The organism is Alistipes sp. 56_sp_Nov_56_25, assembly GCF_001915285.1.
GTDB lineage: Bacteria > Bacteroidota > Bacteroidia > Bacteroidales > Rikenellaceae > Alistipes > Alistipes shahii.
The window spans coordinates 38646-55166 of the sequence record NZ_MNQF01000006.1 but is presented as its reverse complement, the minus strand read 5'-3'; the positions used below and the strand labels follow the sequence as shown (position 1 = coordinate 55166).

11 protein-coding genes and 1 pseudogene are annotated in these 16521 nt (G+C 57.0%); 4 read left to right on the top strand and 8 right to left on the bottom strand.

Going from position 1 to position 16521, the window contains the following annotated elements:
• The first annotated feature begins 118 nt into the window (after positions 1–118).
• The 4 genes and pseudogenes from BHV64_RS03790 to BHV64_RS03775 all read left to right on the top strand — a co-directional run bounded on the left by BHV64_RS03790 (position 119) and on the right by BHV64_RS03775 (position 4269).
• Entirely contained in the window at positions 119–1522 is a 1404-nt protein-coding gene (locus tag BHV64_RS03790; protein WP_288115574.1) for a mobilization protein, read from the top strand.
• A gap of 387 nt (positions 1523–1909) precedes the next feature.
• Positions 1910–2512: pseudogene (locus BHV64_RS03785) on the top strand (sugar O-acetyltransferase); the annotation flags it as partial.
• Between the two features lie 48 nt (positions 2513–2560).
• Positions 2561–2989: a GNAT family N-acetyltransferase gene (locus BHV64_RS03780; protein ID WP_118337323.1), complete on the top strand. Its 429-nt coding sequence runs from the start codon at positions 2561–2563 to the stop codon at positions 2987–2989.
• A gap of 170 nt (positions 2990–3159) precedes the next feature.
• The gene (locus BHV64_RS03775) at positions 3160–4269 is read left to right on the top strand and encodes a DUF4465 domain-containing protein (RefSeq protein WP_217727312.1); all 1110 of its coding nucleotides are present in this window, start codon (positions 3160–3162) and stop codon (positions 4267–4269) included.
• 94 nt (positions 4270–4363) lie between these two features.
• Here BHV64_RS03775 and BHV64_RS03770 read toward each other — a convergent pair whose 3' ends face one another.
• The 8 genes from BHV64_RS03770 to BHV64_RS03735 form a co-directional block, all read right to left on the bottom strand.
• Positions 4364–5389, bottom strand: a complete 1026-nt coding sequence (locus BHV64_RS03770; RefSeq protein ID WP_217727313.1) for a LacI family DNA-binding transcriptional regulator — start codon at positions 5387–5389, stop codon at positions 4364–4366.
• Between the two features lie 160 nt (positions 5390–5549).
• Entirely contained in the window at positions 5550–6350 is an 801-nt protein-coding gene (nagB, locus tag BHV64_RS03765) for a glucosamine-6-phosphate deaminase (RefSeq protein WP_015546304.1), read from the bottom strand.
• 59 nt (positions 6351–6409) lie between these two features.
• Positions 6410–8359, bottom strand: a complete 1950-nt coding sequence (locus tag BHV64_RS03760; protein WP_138266025.1) for a 6-phosphogluconolactonase — start codon at positions 8357–8359, stop codon at positions 6410–6412.
• Between the two features lie 254 nt (positions 8360–8613).
• Positions 8614–9258 carry a carbohydrate-binding family 9-like protein gene (locus BHV64_RS03755; RefSeq protein WP_015546306.1) on the bottom strand — a complete coding sequence of 215 codons (645 nt, stop codon included), beginning with the start codon at positions 9256–9258 and terminating at the stop codon, positions 8614–8616.
• 3 nt (positions 9259–9261) lie between these two features.
• The gene (locus tag BHV64_RS03750; protein ID WP_217727314.1) at positions 9262–10359 is read right to left on the bottom strand and encodes a phosphotransferase enzyme family protein; all 1098 of its coding nucleotides are present in this window, start codon (positions 10357–10359) and stop codon (positions 9262–9264) included.
• A 144-nt stretch (positions 10360–10503) separates the two neighbouring features.
• Positions 10504–11499 (bottom strand): DUF5017 domain-containing protein, encoded by a 996-nt coding sequence (locus BHV64_RS03745; RefSeq protein WP_022062216.1) that lies wholly within the window; start codon positions 11497–11499, stop codon positions 10504–10506.
• A gap of 23 nt (positions 11500–11522) precedes the next feature.
• A complete protein-coding gene (locus BHV64_RS03740) occupies positions 11523–13352 on the bottom strand; it encodes a RagB/SusD family nutrient uptake outer membrane protein (protein ID WP_288115573.1) in 1830 nt (609 codons plus the stop codon).
• Between the two features lie 23 nt (positions 13353–13375).
• Positions 13376–16513, bottom strand: coding sequence for a SusC/RagA family TonB-linked outer membrane protein (locus BHV64_RS03735; protein ID WP_288115572.1), 3138 nt, complete (start codon positions 16511–16513; stop codon positions 13376–13378).
• Positions 16514–16521 lie beyond the last annotated feature (8 nt).

The window sequence follows — 16521 nt, the reverse complement described above, 5'->3', positions numbered from 1 at the left end:
CCCTGAGAACCCCGAGCAAAGAGTGACCCTCTCTTTGCAATCTCCGCTTATGGGTTACCCCTAAGAACCCCTCTGCGAAAGCGAGCAAAATAATCAATTACAAACAAAGGAAGAAGCTATGGCAACAAAATCAAGCATACATATCAAGCCTTGCAACATCGCATCGAGCGAGGCGCACAACCGAAGGACTGCCGAGTATATGCGTAATATCGGGGAATCCAGAATCTATATCGTTCCCGAACTTTCCACCGACAACGAGCAGTGGATAAATCCCGACTTCGGCACTCCCGAACTGCGAACTCATTATGACAACATCAAGCAAATGGTCAAGGAAAAGACCGAACGTGCCATGCAGGAAAAGGAAAGGGAACGCAAGGGAAAGAATGGAAAAATTATCAAGGTGGCGGGATGTTCACCCATCCGTGAAGGAGTATTGCTTATCAGACCGGACACCACATTGGCTGATGTACGCAAATTCGGTGAAGAGTGTCAAAGACGCTGGGGCATCACTCCACTACAGATTTTCCTGCACAAAGATGAAGGGCATTGGTTGAACAGTCAGCCGGAAGCGGAAGACAAAGAAAGCTTTCAAATCGGAAGCAGATGGTTCAAGCCGAACTATCATGCTCATATCGTATTTGACTGGATGAACCACGAAACCGGAAAGAGCCGAAAGCTCAATGACGAGGATATGGCAACCATGCAGACCCTTGCTTCCGATATTCTCCTGATGGAACGTGGGCAGGCAAAAGCTGTTACAGGTAAGGAGCATTTGGAACGAAACGACTTCATCATTGAGAAGCAGAAAGCCGAACTACAACGTATAGAGGAAACCAAGATATACAAGGAGCAACAGGTAAGCCTTGCCGAACAGGAACTCAAACAGGTAAAAGCAGAGATACGCACAGACAAACTAAAGAAGACAGCCACCGATGTAGCCACTGCCATAACCAGCGGTGTAGGTTCTCTTTTCGGCAGCGGTAAATTGAAAGATTTGGAACAATCTAACGAGAATTTACGTCATGAAATTGCCAAACGTGACAAGGGCATTGATGAATTAAAAGTTAAGATGCAACAAATGCAGGAACAGCACGGCAAGCAGATTCGTAACCTGCAAGGAATATATAATCAAGAGCTTGAAGCCAAAGACAAGGAAATATCCCGATTGAACACCATTCTTGAAAAGGCATTCAACTGGTTTCCATTACTCAAAGAAATGTTGAGAATGGAAAGACTATGTTATGCCATCGGATTTACCAAAGATATGATAAACAGCCTTTTGACGAAAAAGGAAGCTATCAGATGCAATGGAACAATCTATTCCGAAGAGCATAGGCAAAGATTTGAAATCAAGAATGACACTTTCAAGGTTGAGAAAAGTTCGGTTGATGAGAATAAATTGGTACTGACCGTAAACAGGCAACCAATCGGAGAATGGTTTAAGGAGCAATGGGAGAAACTTCGGCAAGGTTTACGACAATCAGTGGAAGAACCAAGAAAAAGCAGAGGATTCAAATTGTAATTCGTTAAAGTTAAATAGTTCAAATATAACCGAAAGGAGTAGTCAAATAGCATTTTGGTCGCTCCTTTTTTGTATCTTTATGGCATTACTAAAAAATGAATTATATGGATAACAGCTGCAATCAACCAATTTGGTATCTGAAAATACAGCAAAAACAATATGTCAGATTTGAAACGAAAGTGTGAACAATATGAGCAATACAATAAATTACAGAATCCGCCCTTTATATCAAGAGGAATCTTTCTTATTAAGAGATTTTCTTTATGAGGCTATTTTCATCCCAAAAGGAATGGAAACTCCCCCAAGAGAGATTATAAATACACCTGAATTAAGAATATATTTAAGTTGGGATTCAGAATAGTAAAAGAAACAAAGGATGAGTTCATAATGGTAAATGAATTGAATAAAGAAATAAGCAATTACCAACGTTTTTTGTCAGGAGAATATTGTAACTATTTGGATACAGAACTGTTAGCAATGATAAACAGGACAAAAGACTATTTATGTGTCTTAAATGACATAAAGACGGTAGAATATGAAAGGAAAGAAATTCTTTCCAAAATGTTGGGAAGAATTGGTAATCATTCAAGTGTAGGACAGAACTTTACTTGCCAATGCGGAAAACATATCTTTATTGGTGAACAAACCATTATCAATAATAACTGTACAATGATGGATGAAAATCTGATTCATATTGGTAATAGGGTTTTGATTGCTCCAAATGTGCAATTTTACACAGCTACTCATCCGATAAATTTTGAGGAACGGTTTGTGAGAAATTGGGAGGAAGATTCAAGGATACTATTTTTCAGGACAAAGGCTTTACCTATTACAGTAGAAGATAATGTATGGATTGGTGGCGGCAGCATTATTCTTGCAGGAATCACTATCGGAAAAGGGAGTGTGATTGGTGCCGGAAGTGTAGTGACCAAATCTATTCCGGCTGATTGTGTTGCCGTTGGAAATCCATGCAAAGTGATTAAATGGTTAAACCCTCAATATAGGCTTCTCCCACTCGAAGAAAAGGACATTCCCGAAATGCAGGAGTTATTCCGCTCTACCGTACTGCATGTTAATATCAGACATTATACAAAAGAAGAAGTAGAAGATTGGGCATCTTGTGGTGACAGTGTGGAGCATTTGAAAGAGCTTCTGTCACACAATCATTTTATAGGTGCTTTTGATAAAGCGAACCACATGGTAGGCTTTTCATCCATGAATAAGGACGGCTATCTGCATTCCATGTTCGTACACAAGGACTGGCAAGGCAAAGGCGTGGCCACACAGCTTCTTTCTGAAGTTGAACGCATTGCCAAGCAATTGGGAGTTGTTGAAATCACATCCGAAGTAAGCCTGACAGCCAGACCGTTCTTTGAGAAGAAGGGATATGAAATAGTCAAAATACAGAAGTATAGGGCAAACAAACTGGAGCTGACAAATTTTATCATGCGCCGCAAATTCTTATAAGCACATAGAACACGATTTCTTAAATAATACAAAAACACCCAACTTTACATTCTTGGGTGTAAAATTGGGTGTTTGTTTTGCAATTTGCTGATTTTCAGCATTTATTGCGGAGAGACAGGTTCCGGGACCGGATTTTTTATTTTACGAACATACTTAAAATCAGACGAACGATGAAAAAACTCTTGCTTTTCGCATTTGCGGCCTGCGCTTTGGCCGCCTGCTCGGACGATGACGGCGATTCCCGCGTCCCTGCGACTGCGGTTGTGCTCGATTGTACGGAAAAAGAACTTGCAGTCGGCGAAACCCTGCAACTCACCGCAACGCCGGCGCCGGCGAATACCACCGACGACGTGGTGTGGTCTTCGGATGCCGAGGAGTTCGCGACGGTCTCCGAATCGGGTCTTGTGACGGCCGTGGCTGCCGGAACCGCCAAAATCTCGGCGACATACGGTTCGGTGTCGGCAACCTGTACCGTGCATGTGAGCGAACCCGATCCGGAACCCGATCCGGACCCCAATCCCGATCCGGAGCCGGAACCGTCTAATTTGATTTCTTTCGAAACGAGCGAGGGGATGCTTGCTATCGACGGCAAGGCTGTACAGCTCGGCGACATTACCGTTAGCGGCGGTTCTGCGGCGGGAAATCACCATAATGTCTTTTGGGCGAAGGGCGGCAGCTACGACGATCTGGCCGTAGGTGGCGTTTACAGCGGGTATCTTTGTTCGACCTCGGATGAGAAGATTTGGTTCGGAACCTATTTTTCAGCCGACATCGGCTACGGAGACTATTGGGGCGGTTTCGTCTTGTCTGCCAATTACGGGAGAACGGCTACGAGCGTCAATTATGCGAACCAGTTTATGGTATGGGCCGATAAGGGAGCAAACGGTTCGTCGAACTGCATGATCGGTTATTTCGACGGATATACGAGCGGTTATGCAACTCCGATGATCGAATTTGAGGAGCCGCGTCAGGTCAGCTATCTGTATATGGCCAACAGCGCGATTACCTACCCTTATAAGCCGACGCAGGTTGACGAGGCTTCGTATTATTATAAAGTGAAAATTACCGGCTCGCTTGAGGGCAAGGAGACCGGTAGTGCGGAGTGCTTCCTGATCAACGGTTCGGAAAAGTTGTCGGACTGGAAAAAGGTCGATCTTTCCGCTTTGGGCAAGGTCGACTGTCTGGCCTTCTCGCCTGCTTCGAATGAGGCGAATGCCTACGGATTGCTCGTTCCCGCTTATTTTGCCATCGACGAGATCGGACTGATTGCCGAGAAGTAATTTAGAGATTAGTTTCCGGAGAAAGACCCGCAGGACTTCATCGTTTTGCGGGTCTTTCGTATCGGGGGGGGAGGGATGTCCGGACGGAACGGGCTTATTCGTCCCGGAACTCCATGCGGCAGGGCAGCACCACCGATTCGGGTGCCGGGCGGACGGAGCCGGGCGATTGGCTTTCGCGGATTTGCCGCAGCAGGAGGCGCACGGCGTGGGCGCTGATCTCTTCGACGGGGAAGCGGGCGACGCTCATCCGGGGGGCGGCCAGGCGGAAAAGCGGGTCTTCGTGCATGCAGGCAAGCCCCCGACGGCCGTCGCTGATGTCGATGCCCCGGTCGTGGAAATAGCGCAGGGCCTCGGTGGCGAGGATATGCGTGGTGAAGAAAAAGCCGTCGGTGTCGGGAACCGTGGAGAGAATGCGGTCGAGCGTATCGCAGACGTGCTGCCGGTAGCCGGCATAGGCGACCTCTCCGTAGAGGCGGGGATCGGCGTGCAGTCCCGCTTCCGCCAGCGCGCGGAGGTAGCCCCTGTGCCGCAGTTCCATCGTCGGGAGGTGGGGGAAGGTCGTGATGATGGCGATTTTGCGGAATCCCCGGGCGGCAAGATGACGGACCAGCGCATGGCTGCCCGCCTCGTTGTCGATCACCACGCAGCCGGCGTCCGTTTTCGCGAGGCCGCGGTCGAACAGCACGACCGGGCAGCCGCTCTCCGCAAGGCGGCCGACCTCGCATCCCGAAGCGTCGGCCGGGGCGATGATGATGCCGTCGACCTTTTTCGACCTGAAAAGCCGTATCAGGGCGTTTTCCCGTTCGGTTTCGGAGTTCGAGCCGGCGATCATCAGCGAGTAGCCTTCCCGCTCGGCTTCCGACTCGATCCAGTCGGCGATGTGGGCGAAGAAGGTGTCCGAAATCGAGGGGAGGATCAGTCCGATGGTTTTCGATACGCCCGTGTTGAGGCTTCGGGCCAGCAGGTTCGGTTCGTATGCCAGGGAGCGGGCGCAGGCGAGCACGCGGCTCTGTGTCTCCGCGCTGATCCCTTTTTTGTCGCCCTGCCCCGAGAGGACCCACGAAACGGTCGTTTTCGAGAGGTTGAGCTTGCAGGCTATGTCCTTGAGTGACGCTCCCACGATTTATCCGTATAAGCAATGCTCTACAAAGATAAAATTTTTCCGGCATTCGGCAAATAATCCGGCCGTAAAATGACGCCGGGAGTTCTGTATCCGGGGCGTGGAAGCGAAAGTCTCCCGCAGGGCAGGCCCTGCGGGAGACTTCGTATCGGGAATGCGCTTATTTCGAGATCAGGTTTTCGCGCTCGATGTCCTTGAAATAGCGGTAGGTGGCTACGCGCAGCTCCTCGGCGGCCGGGTCGTCGCAGACCAGAATGCCGTTGGGGTGCACCTGAAGGGCCGAGATGGTCCACTGGTGGTTGTAGGAGCCTTCGACGCCGTGGCGCACCGCGCGGGCTTTCTTGTGGCCCGTGGCGAGGATCAGCACCTTCTTGGCCGAGAGCACCGTGCCCACGCCGACCGTCAGCGCGGTTTTCGGCACGAGCGAGATGTCGCCGCCGAAGAACCGGGCGTTGACCTGGATCGTGTCCTGCGTTAGGGTCTTGAGGCGCGTGCGGGAGTTGAGCGACGAGAACGGCTCGTTGAAGGCGATGTGTCCGTCTTCGCCCACGCCGCCCATGAAGAGGTCGATGCCCCCGGCCTCGACGATGCGCGCCTCGTAGTCGGCGCACTCCTTGGCCAGGTCGTCGGCGTTGCCGTCGAGAATGTTGACGTTCTCCGGCCTGATGTCGACGTGCTTGAAGAAATTGTTCCACATGAACGAGTGGTAGCTTTCGGGATGCTCCTCGGGGAGACCCACATACTCGTCCATGTTGAACGTGATGACGTTCTTGAACGACACTTCGCCCGTCTTGTGGCGGCGGATCAGTTCCTTGTAGGTCTCCAGCGGGGTCGAGCCGGTCGGCAGCCCCAGCACGAAGGGCGACGAGGTGTGCTGCTCCTTGTTCTTGATCTGGGCGATGATGTAATTGGCGGCCCACTGGGCTACCTGCTGGGGGGTATTTTCAATGATTAAGCGCATGGGGTGATTTTTTAATGTTCAATGCTTCATTTTTTAATCGAAGTTTTTGTGAAGATGCGCTAAAACATCTTCACAAACACCTCGATAGCCTGGTATTCGGCCATGCCGAGCTGGTCGTAGAGCTTTGCGGTGTTCTGCGTGCGCTCCTCGGCCCGCTGCCAGAACTCGCGGGGATCGCTGCCCGGGAAAGGCATGATGTCCTTCTGCGAGAGGTGGCGGTAGATGGCGTGGCGTTTCATAATCAGCTCGTCGGGCGACAGGGGCACGGCCATGTCCACCATGCCGAGGTCCCACTCCATCCAGGCGCCGCGGTAGAGCCACAGGTGGCACTCCTTCAGCCACTCGTCGTCCTTCACGACTTCGAGGGCGCCGAGCACGGCCTCCATGCAGGTGCGGTGCGTGCCGTGGGGGTCGGCAAGGTCGCCGGCGGCGTAGATCTGATGGGGCTTGATCTCGCGCAGCAGCTTGACGATGATTTCGATGTCCTTCTCCGTGAGCTGGCCCTTCTTGATGCCGCCCGTTTCGTAGAACGGCAGGTTGAGGAAGTGGGCGTTGGTGTCGGGGTTCAGTCCGAACGAGCGCACGGCGGCACGCGCCTCGGCGCGGCGGATGGCGCCTTTCAGGTCGAGCAGCGGGCGCGGCTCGGGTTCGCCCTTCCTCTTGCCGGCGATGACCTTTTCGACTTCGGCGTAGTGGTTGCCGTAGCCCAGTTCGCGGGCCGTGTCGATGTTTTGCAGCACCACGTCGTCGTGCACGGCCACGTTGCCCGAGGTTTCGTAAGCCACGTGCACGTCGTGACCTTGCTGCACGAGGCGGATGAACGTGCCGCCCATCGAGATCACGTCGTCGTCGGGATGCGGCGAGAAGACGATCACCCGTTTGGGGAAGGGCGACGAAGGCACGGGACGCGTCGAGTCGTCGGCGTTGGGCTTGCCGCCCGGCCAGCCCGTGATGGTGTGCTGGAGGTCGTTGAAGACGTCGATGTTGATCTGGTCGTAGGCGCGGCCCTGTTCGAGCAGTTCGCCCAGCGAGTTTTCGATGTAATCCTTATAGGTGAGTTTCAGGATGGGCTTCTTAACCACGCCGCAGAGCCATACCACGGCCTTGCGGACGAATTTCGGCGTCCATTCGCAGGGACCCACCATCCACGGCGTCTGCTCGCGGGTGAGCAGCTGCGCGGCATTCTCGTCGATCACCACCTCGATATTCTGGTGCGCCTGGAGGTACGAGGCGGGAACCTGATCCGTGATCTCGCCCTCGACGACCCGCTGCACGATGTGGGCCTTCTCCTCGCCCCAGGCCATCAGGATGATGCGGTTGGCGCGCATGATCGTATCGATGCCCATCGTGACCGCCATCTTGGGCGTGTTCTCCAGCCCGAAGAAAGCGCCCGACTGGATTTTGCGGGTGTTGTAGGTCAGCTGCACCAGCCGCGTGCGCGAACGGGAGTAGGACCCCGGCTCGTTGAAGCCGATCTGCCCGTCCTCGCCGACGCCGATGATCATCAGGTCGATGCGCCGCACCGAGTGGTCGTACGACGCGCAGTATTCCGAAACGCGGTCCTCGGGAACCGTACCGTCGGGGATGTGCACGTTCTCGGGCAGGATGTCGATGTGGTTGAGGAACTCCTCGTGGATGCGGTAGTTGCGGCTCTGCTGTTCGGTCGACCGGATCGGGTAGAACTCGTCGAGGCTGTAAACGGCGACGTTCCGGAAGCTGATCTGCCCTTCGTGGTGGCGTTTCACCAGTTCCCGGTAGAGACCCAGCGGCGTGCGGCCCGTCGTGAGGCCCAGCACGAAGGGCTGCGACTCCTCGTAGACCTCGTTCGAGCAGTGGATTTCGTTGTACATGCGGATCGCCTTGACGATGTTGTCGGCGACGTACTGCACGCCTTCGTACTCGTTTTCGTAGACCTTGGTGTGGATCTTCTCGTAACGATGGATGATGTCGCGCGGAGCCGATTCGGAAATCAGGCCGCCGTCTTTGGGAAGTGAATACTTGTTGTTCATACGTTTATGTAATTTGTTAATCTTTCTCTCTGTCGGTTTGCTGCCGATCGTGTTGTCGCCGCCGTTGGTGTCGTTTACAAGTCTGACCCCACCCCAAATCCCTCCCTCGGGAGGGGACTTAAGGCGCAAAAACACGCGCCTTGACTGCTGTGGCGGCTCGGCAATTCGCAAGCGATTGCGCTCGCCTGTTGCCCGCAGTTGTCGCATCGCGACCGGATTGTCTCTTGGCTTTCAGCTTTTCACTTTTCACTTTTTCACTTCTCGAACGTCACCTCCCCGAAAAACTCGGGACGGTGGAAATCGGGTTTCTCCGTCCGGATCGGCCGCCACGAGAGGAAATGGGGGTGCGAGAGGTTGTCGCCGCATTTGTAGAGGTTCATGCGGGCCTTGAGACCGCTCCAGTCGGTCAGCGCATGGCGGAAAAGCGCCTGCGGGGGGATGGCCAGCGTGAGCGACCAGCGGTTGTCGCCCTCGCGCTCGGCGAAAGGCTCGCCGCAGGGAAGCGTCGTGTAGCGTTTCACGCCCGCCAGCACCTCGGGCGAGGCGTGCTCGGCCTCGGTCCGGGATTTGCGCGCCCCGAGCAGCATCCGTCCGATGCAGGTGGTTTCGAAATTGTAGTACATCCCTGTGTCGGGCGCGATGAAGAACTCCGCGCACGAGTCGGTCCACACCTCGCCGTTGTCCTCCGTGACGAGCGCCGCCGTGTAGCGTTCGGCGACGTCGAAGCGCAGCATCAGCCAGTCGCCCGTATGGAACATCCGGAAGCTGACTTCCGGGGCGTAGGGAAATTCCGCGGGCCAGTTGCAGCACGCCACCGGCAGCGGCTCGATTCCGGCGAATGCCTCGTCCACGGCGGCCCGGTCGTCGGGCGCGATGCCTGCTATCTTGCGAATTTCCATTCCTTATTTGTATTTGGCGACGGTTTCCCGTACGATTTCGCACATCGTGCCGTACTGCTCTTCCATGCTTTGCAGCAGTTTGTACTGGGCGCGGGTGCGCACGAGGTTGTGCTCGGGGTATTTCGTTTTGTAATAGGTGTCGCCTTCGATGTAGTCCATCAAAAAACGCAGCACCTGCTCGAAGGTGATGTAACGGGCCGAGAATGCCAGGTGGTCGATTTCGGCCTGGTTGAGCTGTCCGGCCCGCTGCGACAGATAGCCTTCGGTATAGGCGCGGAACATTTCGAGGGACATGCCCACGCGCGAAAGGTCGCGGTCGTCCTCGTCGCCCGTGTTGGCGTAGGAGCGGATGGCGTCGCCGAAATCGTTGAGCGACGTGGAGTTCATCACCGTGTCGAGGTCGATGGCGCACAGCACCTCGCCCTGCTTGTCGAAGAGGATGTTGTTGATTTTCGTGTCGTTGTGGGTCACGCGCGTGGGGATCGTGCCGTCCTCGACCTTCGACCAGAACGAGAGCATCTCGTCGCGGCGCGATTCGATCCAGCCGATCTCCTCCGCAAGGTCTTTCACGCGGCCTGCGGCGTCGCGGCGCAGCGCCTCGTCCCACTGCACGAAGCGGTGGCGGATGTTGTGGAAGCCCTTGATCGTCTCGGCCAGCGGCTCGGTGAAGTCCGCCAGCTGGGCCTGGAACTTGCCGATGCCTTCGCCGCCCTTGCGGGCCAGTTCCGGGGAGTCGGCCTTGTTGTAGGCGATCGTGTCGCTGATGAAAACCGAAACGGCCCAATATTCGCCCTGTGCGTCCACGTGATAGAGCTTTCCGTCGCGGGTCGCAACCACGGTCATCGCCTCGCGTCTGGGGTCGCCCCCGGCGGCTGCGACGCGGCGGCGGATATGATCCGTCACTTTGCGGATGTTCTCCATCATGGCCGGAACGTCGGGAAAGATGCTCTTGTTTTTGCGCTGGAGGATGTAATCCGGCGCATCGCCCGCCGTGCGGACGATGAACGTGTCGTTGATGAATCCCTCGCCCAGCGAGTCGATTGCCGTGATAGCGCCTTCCAGCGCGAACTGCGACGCTATTTCCTGTAATTCAGCCTTCATACGATGAGGTTGTTTCGGTTTTGGTTGTTAAAGGTTAAGTTTCACCTCCAAAGTTACTGGAAAAAACGCAGAAATGCAACCGGATATTGTGAAAAAGCCCGCCTTTCTTGCTGAAGGGCGGGCTTGCGAAAACTTTCGGACGGGTTATTCGATCGGGTCGATCACCGTGAACGTCACCTCGTAGGGAGCGGGCGCCGACTGTCCCTGGTAGTTGCCGCCGGCGACGATGAAGGTCACCGTGTAGGTCCCCGGCTCGGTGTAGGTGTACGAGTAGCTCGGCAGGTCGTCGGTCACGCCCTTGATGTTCAGGCCCGTGTCGGGCGAGATCGTGTTGAGCGCGACGGGCTGCATGAAGGCCCACTGGTCGATCTCGGGGAAAGCTCCGGCGCTGAAGCCCTGGAAGACGATATTGGCGGTGTTGTTCGCTCCCGGCCGGCCCTGGAATTTCAGGTTGCCGTTGCCCGATACATTATGGATATAGGGGTTGTCGGCGTGCTGCGAAGCCAGCGAGAAGGGGACGAATTCCATGTCCGGGTAGTTGTAGACCTGCGTGTCGTGGCCCTTGAACTTGACCGTGATCTTCGGATTGATCCGATAGGTGCGCATCGTGGTCTTGGGGTCCGGATAGAAAAGGTGCATGCCCCACGAAAAACGGTCGGCGAACCGGGTGATGTCGTAGGTGTAGGTTTCGAACTTGTTCGCGTTGTTCGGCGTGAACTCCAGTTTGGTCCAGTCGGCGCAGTCGTTCGCCGCGATGGCTTCGACCACGGGGCGGTCGGTGGCGGCGTCGCTGCCGTTCAGCCCCGCGAATTTGTTGCCCGCAAACAGGACGAGGTTGTTCAGCGTGCCGTACTGCTGGCTGATCTCGATCTCCAGTTCGCACGACTCGATGTCGGCGATGTCGACCTTCGTGCGGTTGCGGTGCTTGTACTCGTGTCCCGTGTCGCCCGTCCAGACGGTGATGAAGTCGGCGTTGCCGCTGAAGTTGAAGACCACCGGGTCGCCCGTGCGGTAGGTGTTCGTCGGCGCCAGCTGCACCGAGAACTCCAGCGGCTCGTAGATCTCTTCGTGTTCGCATGAGGCTGCCGCGGTTGCGAGGGCCAGCGTCGCCGCGAGGTATGTGATTCGTTTCGTATTCATCGTATGCTCTGCAATTAAGCGTTTTACCATAAGGGGTTCTGTCGGAGCGCGTGGTTCACCGCCAGCTCCTTGGTCGGAATCGGGAGGTAGATGTGGTGTGCCGTCACGTTGGCGTAGTTCGCCGACGCATAGTTCGTATAGCTGACGTTGCGGTACTTGTTCTCCGTCGGCTGGTTGGTCCCGGCGTTGTGCATCTTCTCGACGAACGTGCCCCAGCGGATCAGGTCCCACTTGCGAAGCCCCTCGAAAGCCAGTTCGCGTCCGCGCTCGTTGCGCACCAGGTCGCGGAACGAACGGTAGTCGCCCAGCAGGCTCTCGTCGGTCTTGACGCCCGCGCGTTTGCGGATTTCCCGGATGGCCTCCTTGGCCTGGTCGTCCGGCGCCCCGGCGTATTCGTTGATCGCCTCGGCGTACATCAGCAGCACGTCGGCGTAGCGAAGGATCGGAAAGTTGATCGTCGTGTAGAGGCTCTTGGCCGACATCTGTTTCTCGTAGACCGTCTCGCGGCGCCATTTGCCGGCGTTGCGGACGGCGCACATCACCGTCGGGTCGTAAACCAGATCGGCGGGGTCAAACGCGTCCTCGATCGTCTGGTCCAGCCCCTCGATGTCGGGCATGGCGAAATTGTTGTTGTAGACCCACGGCGTCTTGAACATGCTCTGCGTCTGTTGCAAGTAGCGCGTCACGGTCTCGCCCGCCTTGTTCTTGTACGAGATTTTCTGGTTGTTCATTCCGCGGTAGTTGTAGCCCGGCAGGTTCCAAGTCAGCCGCTTGTCGATGACCGTGGCGCTGGCCGTTTCGTCTGCCGTGCGGTCGTTCTCCCAGTAGAGCTGCCAGAGGGTGTAGGAGCCGTTGTAGTAGCCGTAGGAGTAGTTGCAGGCCCACTCCGAGTAGTTGGTCGTTCCCGACTGCGACCGCAGACCGATCAGGTCGCCGATGCGGCCGTTCGTCCAGTCGGTCGCACTGGTGCGGTCGCCGAGGAATTCGGCCTCCCACATTGATTCGTGGAACTGCGTGTCGTACTGGTCGCGGATCATGTTGATGAAGATCTCCTCGTAGCTCTCGTTCAGGTCGTGCTTGTGCGAGGCGATCACCTCGTTGGCCCAGTAGGCGGCGCGGCGGTACATCTCCTTTTTATCCAGTCCGTCGATCTGCTTGACGCTCTCGCCGGCCATGAAGAGATAGACGCGGGCCAGAATGCCCTGGGCGACGGTCTGGCTGACGCGCGAGGGGGTGTTGTCGATGGGCTCGTAGAGGTCGGGAATCGTGGCTTCGATCTCGTCGGCGCACCATTTGAGCACCTGCTCCTGCGGCGTTGCGGCCATCTGCACGTCGTTGGGGTTGGGCGAGGTGGTCGCTTTGACGCGCAGGGGCACATCGCCCCACGCCTGCGCCAGCAGGAAGTGGTAGTAGGCGCGCAGGAACCGCGCTTCGGCGATGTAAAGCCCGATGTCCACCGAAAGTTTCCCGGGGTCGATCTCCGTCTTTTCGACGGCCTCGATGTAGCGGTTGGCGTTCTTGATGCCTTCGTAGAGCTTCGACCAGGTGTCGTAGATCGCCGCCGTGCCGGCGCTGTGGTTGTAGCGGTCGGGACGCGATTCGCTGTTGTTGTAGTTGTTGAAGTAGCAGAGGTCGTCGGCGTTGGCGATTTGCAGCGAGTAGTAGTTGCCGTAGAGCGCTTCGCTGTTCAGCACGCCGTAGACGCCCGCCAGACCGTAGATCAGCTTTTGTTCGCTGTTGTAGTAGCCGTCGTCGGGGATGATCTGCGGATCGGTGTCGAGGAAGCTGCACGCCGGAAGGGCGGCGGTGAGCAGCGCCAGCGTTCCCAGTTTCAATATGCTTTTGATTTTCATGGCGTAATGTTGCGTTTAAACCGTTAGAATGTGAGGTTTACGCCGGCCGTGAAGCCGAATGCGCGGGGATATGCCGACCAGTCGAATCCGGGCGTCAGCACCGAGTTGCGGGTCGATACCTCGGGGTCGGGACCGCTGTAACCCGTCAGGGTCCAGATGTTGTCGGCCGAGACGTAGACGCGCATCTGGCTGATGCCCGCCTTGCGCAGCGAACGGCTCGGCAGCGTGTAGCCCAGCGAGACGTTCTTCAGCCGCAGGAACGAACCGTCCTCGATCACGCGCGACGAGTACTCCTCGCGGCCGACGGCGTTCACGCGCGGAATGTTCGACGCGGGATTCTCCGGCGACCAGCGGTCGGCGTAGGAGGCCAGCTGGTTGGTCTGGCTCCTCCATCCCGATTCGAAGACCAGCCGGTTGGCGTTCAGCACGTCGTTGCCGTAGCTCCACGCGAAGAAGATGTTCAGGTCGAAATTCTTCCAGTTGAAGTTGTTGCCGAAGCCGCCCGTGTTGAGGGGCTGTCCGCAGCCGATGATCGTGCGGTCGTAGTCGTCGATGACGCCGTCGCCGTTCATGTCGCGGTATTTCATGTCGCCCGGCTGCATCGCGTTGCCCTTGAACGAGGGAACGCCGCTGACGAGGTTGCCCTTGTCGTCGAAATCCTCGGCCTTGTAGGTCCCGTCGTAGATGAAGCCGTACATCATGCCCGTGGGCTTGCCCACCTGCGAGATGTAGGGGAACTGCGAGTTGAAGCGCGTCTCCCACGATACGGAACTCTGGAGCGTGTTCTGTCCGTCGACCAGCCCGAGAATCCGGTTGCGGTTGAAGGCGATGTTGAACGACGTGGACCACTGGAACTGACGGGTCTTGACGTTCACCGTTTCGAGCGTCAGCTCGAAGCCGCGGTTGCGGATCTTGCCGATGTTGAGCATCCCCTGCTCGAAGCCCGACGAGGCGGGCAGCAGGGCGTAGAGCAGCAGGTCGCGCGTCACCTTGTCGTACCAGTCGGTCGTCACCTTGATGCGGTCCTCGAAGAACCCGAGGTCGAGACCCGCGTTCCACTGCTCGGTGGTCTCCCACTTGAGCCGCTCGTTGGCCATGTTCGAGACGTAGTAGCCCGGCACGCGCTCGCCGCCGAACACATAGTCGAGCGAGTTGCCCGAACCCGGGTTGACGGTGATCTGCGAATAGAAGTCGTAGGGGGTCTGCGTGCGGTTGTTGCCCGTCAGGCCCCACGAGAGGCGCAGCTTGCCGTTGCTCATCCACTCGCTCTTCTTCAGCAGATTCTCGCGGTTGAAGTTCCACGAAAGGCCGGCCGAGGGGAAGTAGCCCCAGCGGTTGTCGGAGGGGAATTTCGACGAGCCGTCGGCGCGGAATGAGAAGGTCAGGTAGTATTTGTAGCGGAAATTGTAGTTGGCGCGCAGGAAGGCCGACATCATCCGCCAGTCGTAGTAGTTGCTCTGGACCTTCTGGTAGTTGCCCGTGTGGATGCCCGCGATGCCCAGCTCCTCGGAGGTGATCTGCGTCGACGCAACGCCGTCGTAGGTGTTCTTCTGCCCCTGGAGCGAGAGTCCCGCCATCAGGTCGAGGTTATGGCTGCGCCCCAGGCGCTTCTTGTAGTTGAGCGTGTTTTCGTTCGACCAGCTCGTCTGGTCGGTCCAGTAGATGGCGCCGTTGACGCCCTTGCCGCTGGGCGAGCCGGCGTAGCCCGTGTAGGTCTCGCTGCCGTTGAACTCCTCGCGGCGGCGTTTGTTCAGGACGTAGCCGCCCGTGGTCTTGAACGTCAGGTCGGGGGTGATCTTCCACGTCAGCGCCAGGTTGGCGTTGAGGTAGTCCACCAGCGTCTTGCGGTATTCGTTCTTGGCGGTCTTCACCGGGTTGAAGCGGTAGTCGTTCGATCCGTCTACGGCTTCGTCGAGCATCGAGTCGAGGATGTCCTGCCCGGGAGGCGTTACGGGGCGGTAGCCCCAGACCGAGTACATCAGCCAGCCCGACGACGACGAGGTGGTCTGCGCCGTGGTGGGGGTCACGCCGTTGGTCGCCGTGCGCGAATAGTTGGCGTTGGCGTTCAGCGTGAGTTTTTTCGAGATGGGCAGCGTGAAGTTGGCCTTGCCCTGGTAGCGCTGGAAGTTCGAACGGATGATGATGCCGTCCTGGTCGAGCGCCGAGAAGCCCACGTTGTAGCGCAGCCCCTCCTTGTTGCCGCCCGAGAGCGAGACGTTGTAGTTCTGCTGGAAAGCCGTGCGGTAGAGCTGGTCCTGCCAGTCGATGCCCGGGATGTGGCGGTAGTCGTCGAGCGTCAGTCCCTCGCTGAAATAGCTCTTGTTCATCGTCTCCTCGCTGATCAGTTCGCTCTGAAGCCGGACGAATTCGTAGGAGTCCATCAGGTCGGCCTTGTTGGCGATCTTGTTCAGGGAGAACGAGGCGCTGAAGTTCACCGTGGGCTTGCCCTCGTTGCCGCGTTTGGTGTTGATCACGATGACGCCGTTGGCTCCGCGCGCTCCGTAGATGGCGGTCGCCGAAGCGTCTTTCAGCACGTCGATCGACTCGATGTCGGCGGGGTTGATCGACGCGGCGAACGACCCTTCGGACGGGAATCCGTCGATGATGTAGAGCGGGGCGTTGCTCTGCGTGAGCGAGTTGTTTCCGCGGATGGTGATATTGGCTTCGGCGCCCAGCGAGCCGTCGCCCGTGGTGACGACCACGCCGGCGATGCGTCCGCCCAGCGCCTGGTCGAAGTTGGTGACGTTGGCCTTCATCATCGTTCCCAGGTCGGCCTTGGCCACCGAGCCGGTGAGGTCGCGCCGCGTGGTGGTTCCGTAGCCGATGTTGACGATCTCGACGGCGCCGATCTGCGACGCCTCTTCGGTCATCTTGACGTTGATCGCCGTGCGTTTGCCGACATACTCCTCGACGGTCGTGTAGCCCAGATAGGAGAAGACCAGCGTCTGGTCCTCCCGGGCCTTGATCGAGTAGCTGCCGTTGGCGCCCGTGGCCGTTCCCGACTGCGTCCCCTTGATCAGGACGGTTACGCCCACCAGCGGTGCACCGTTGGCGTCAACCACGCGTCCGTCCACGGCGTTCTGCGCAAAGGCGTCCCCCCCCCGGAGTACCGATAGGGTCACCAGCGCTGCCGCGGCCATGCGTTTAAGTGCTTTTTTCATAAATAAAT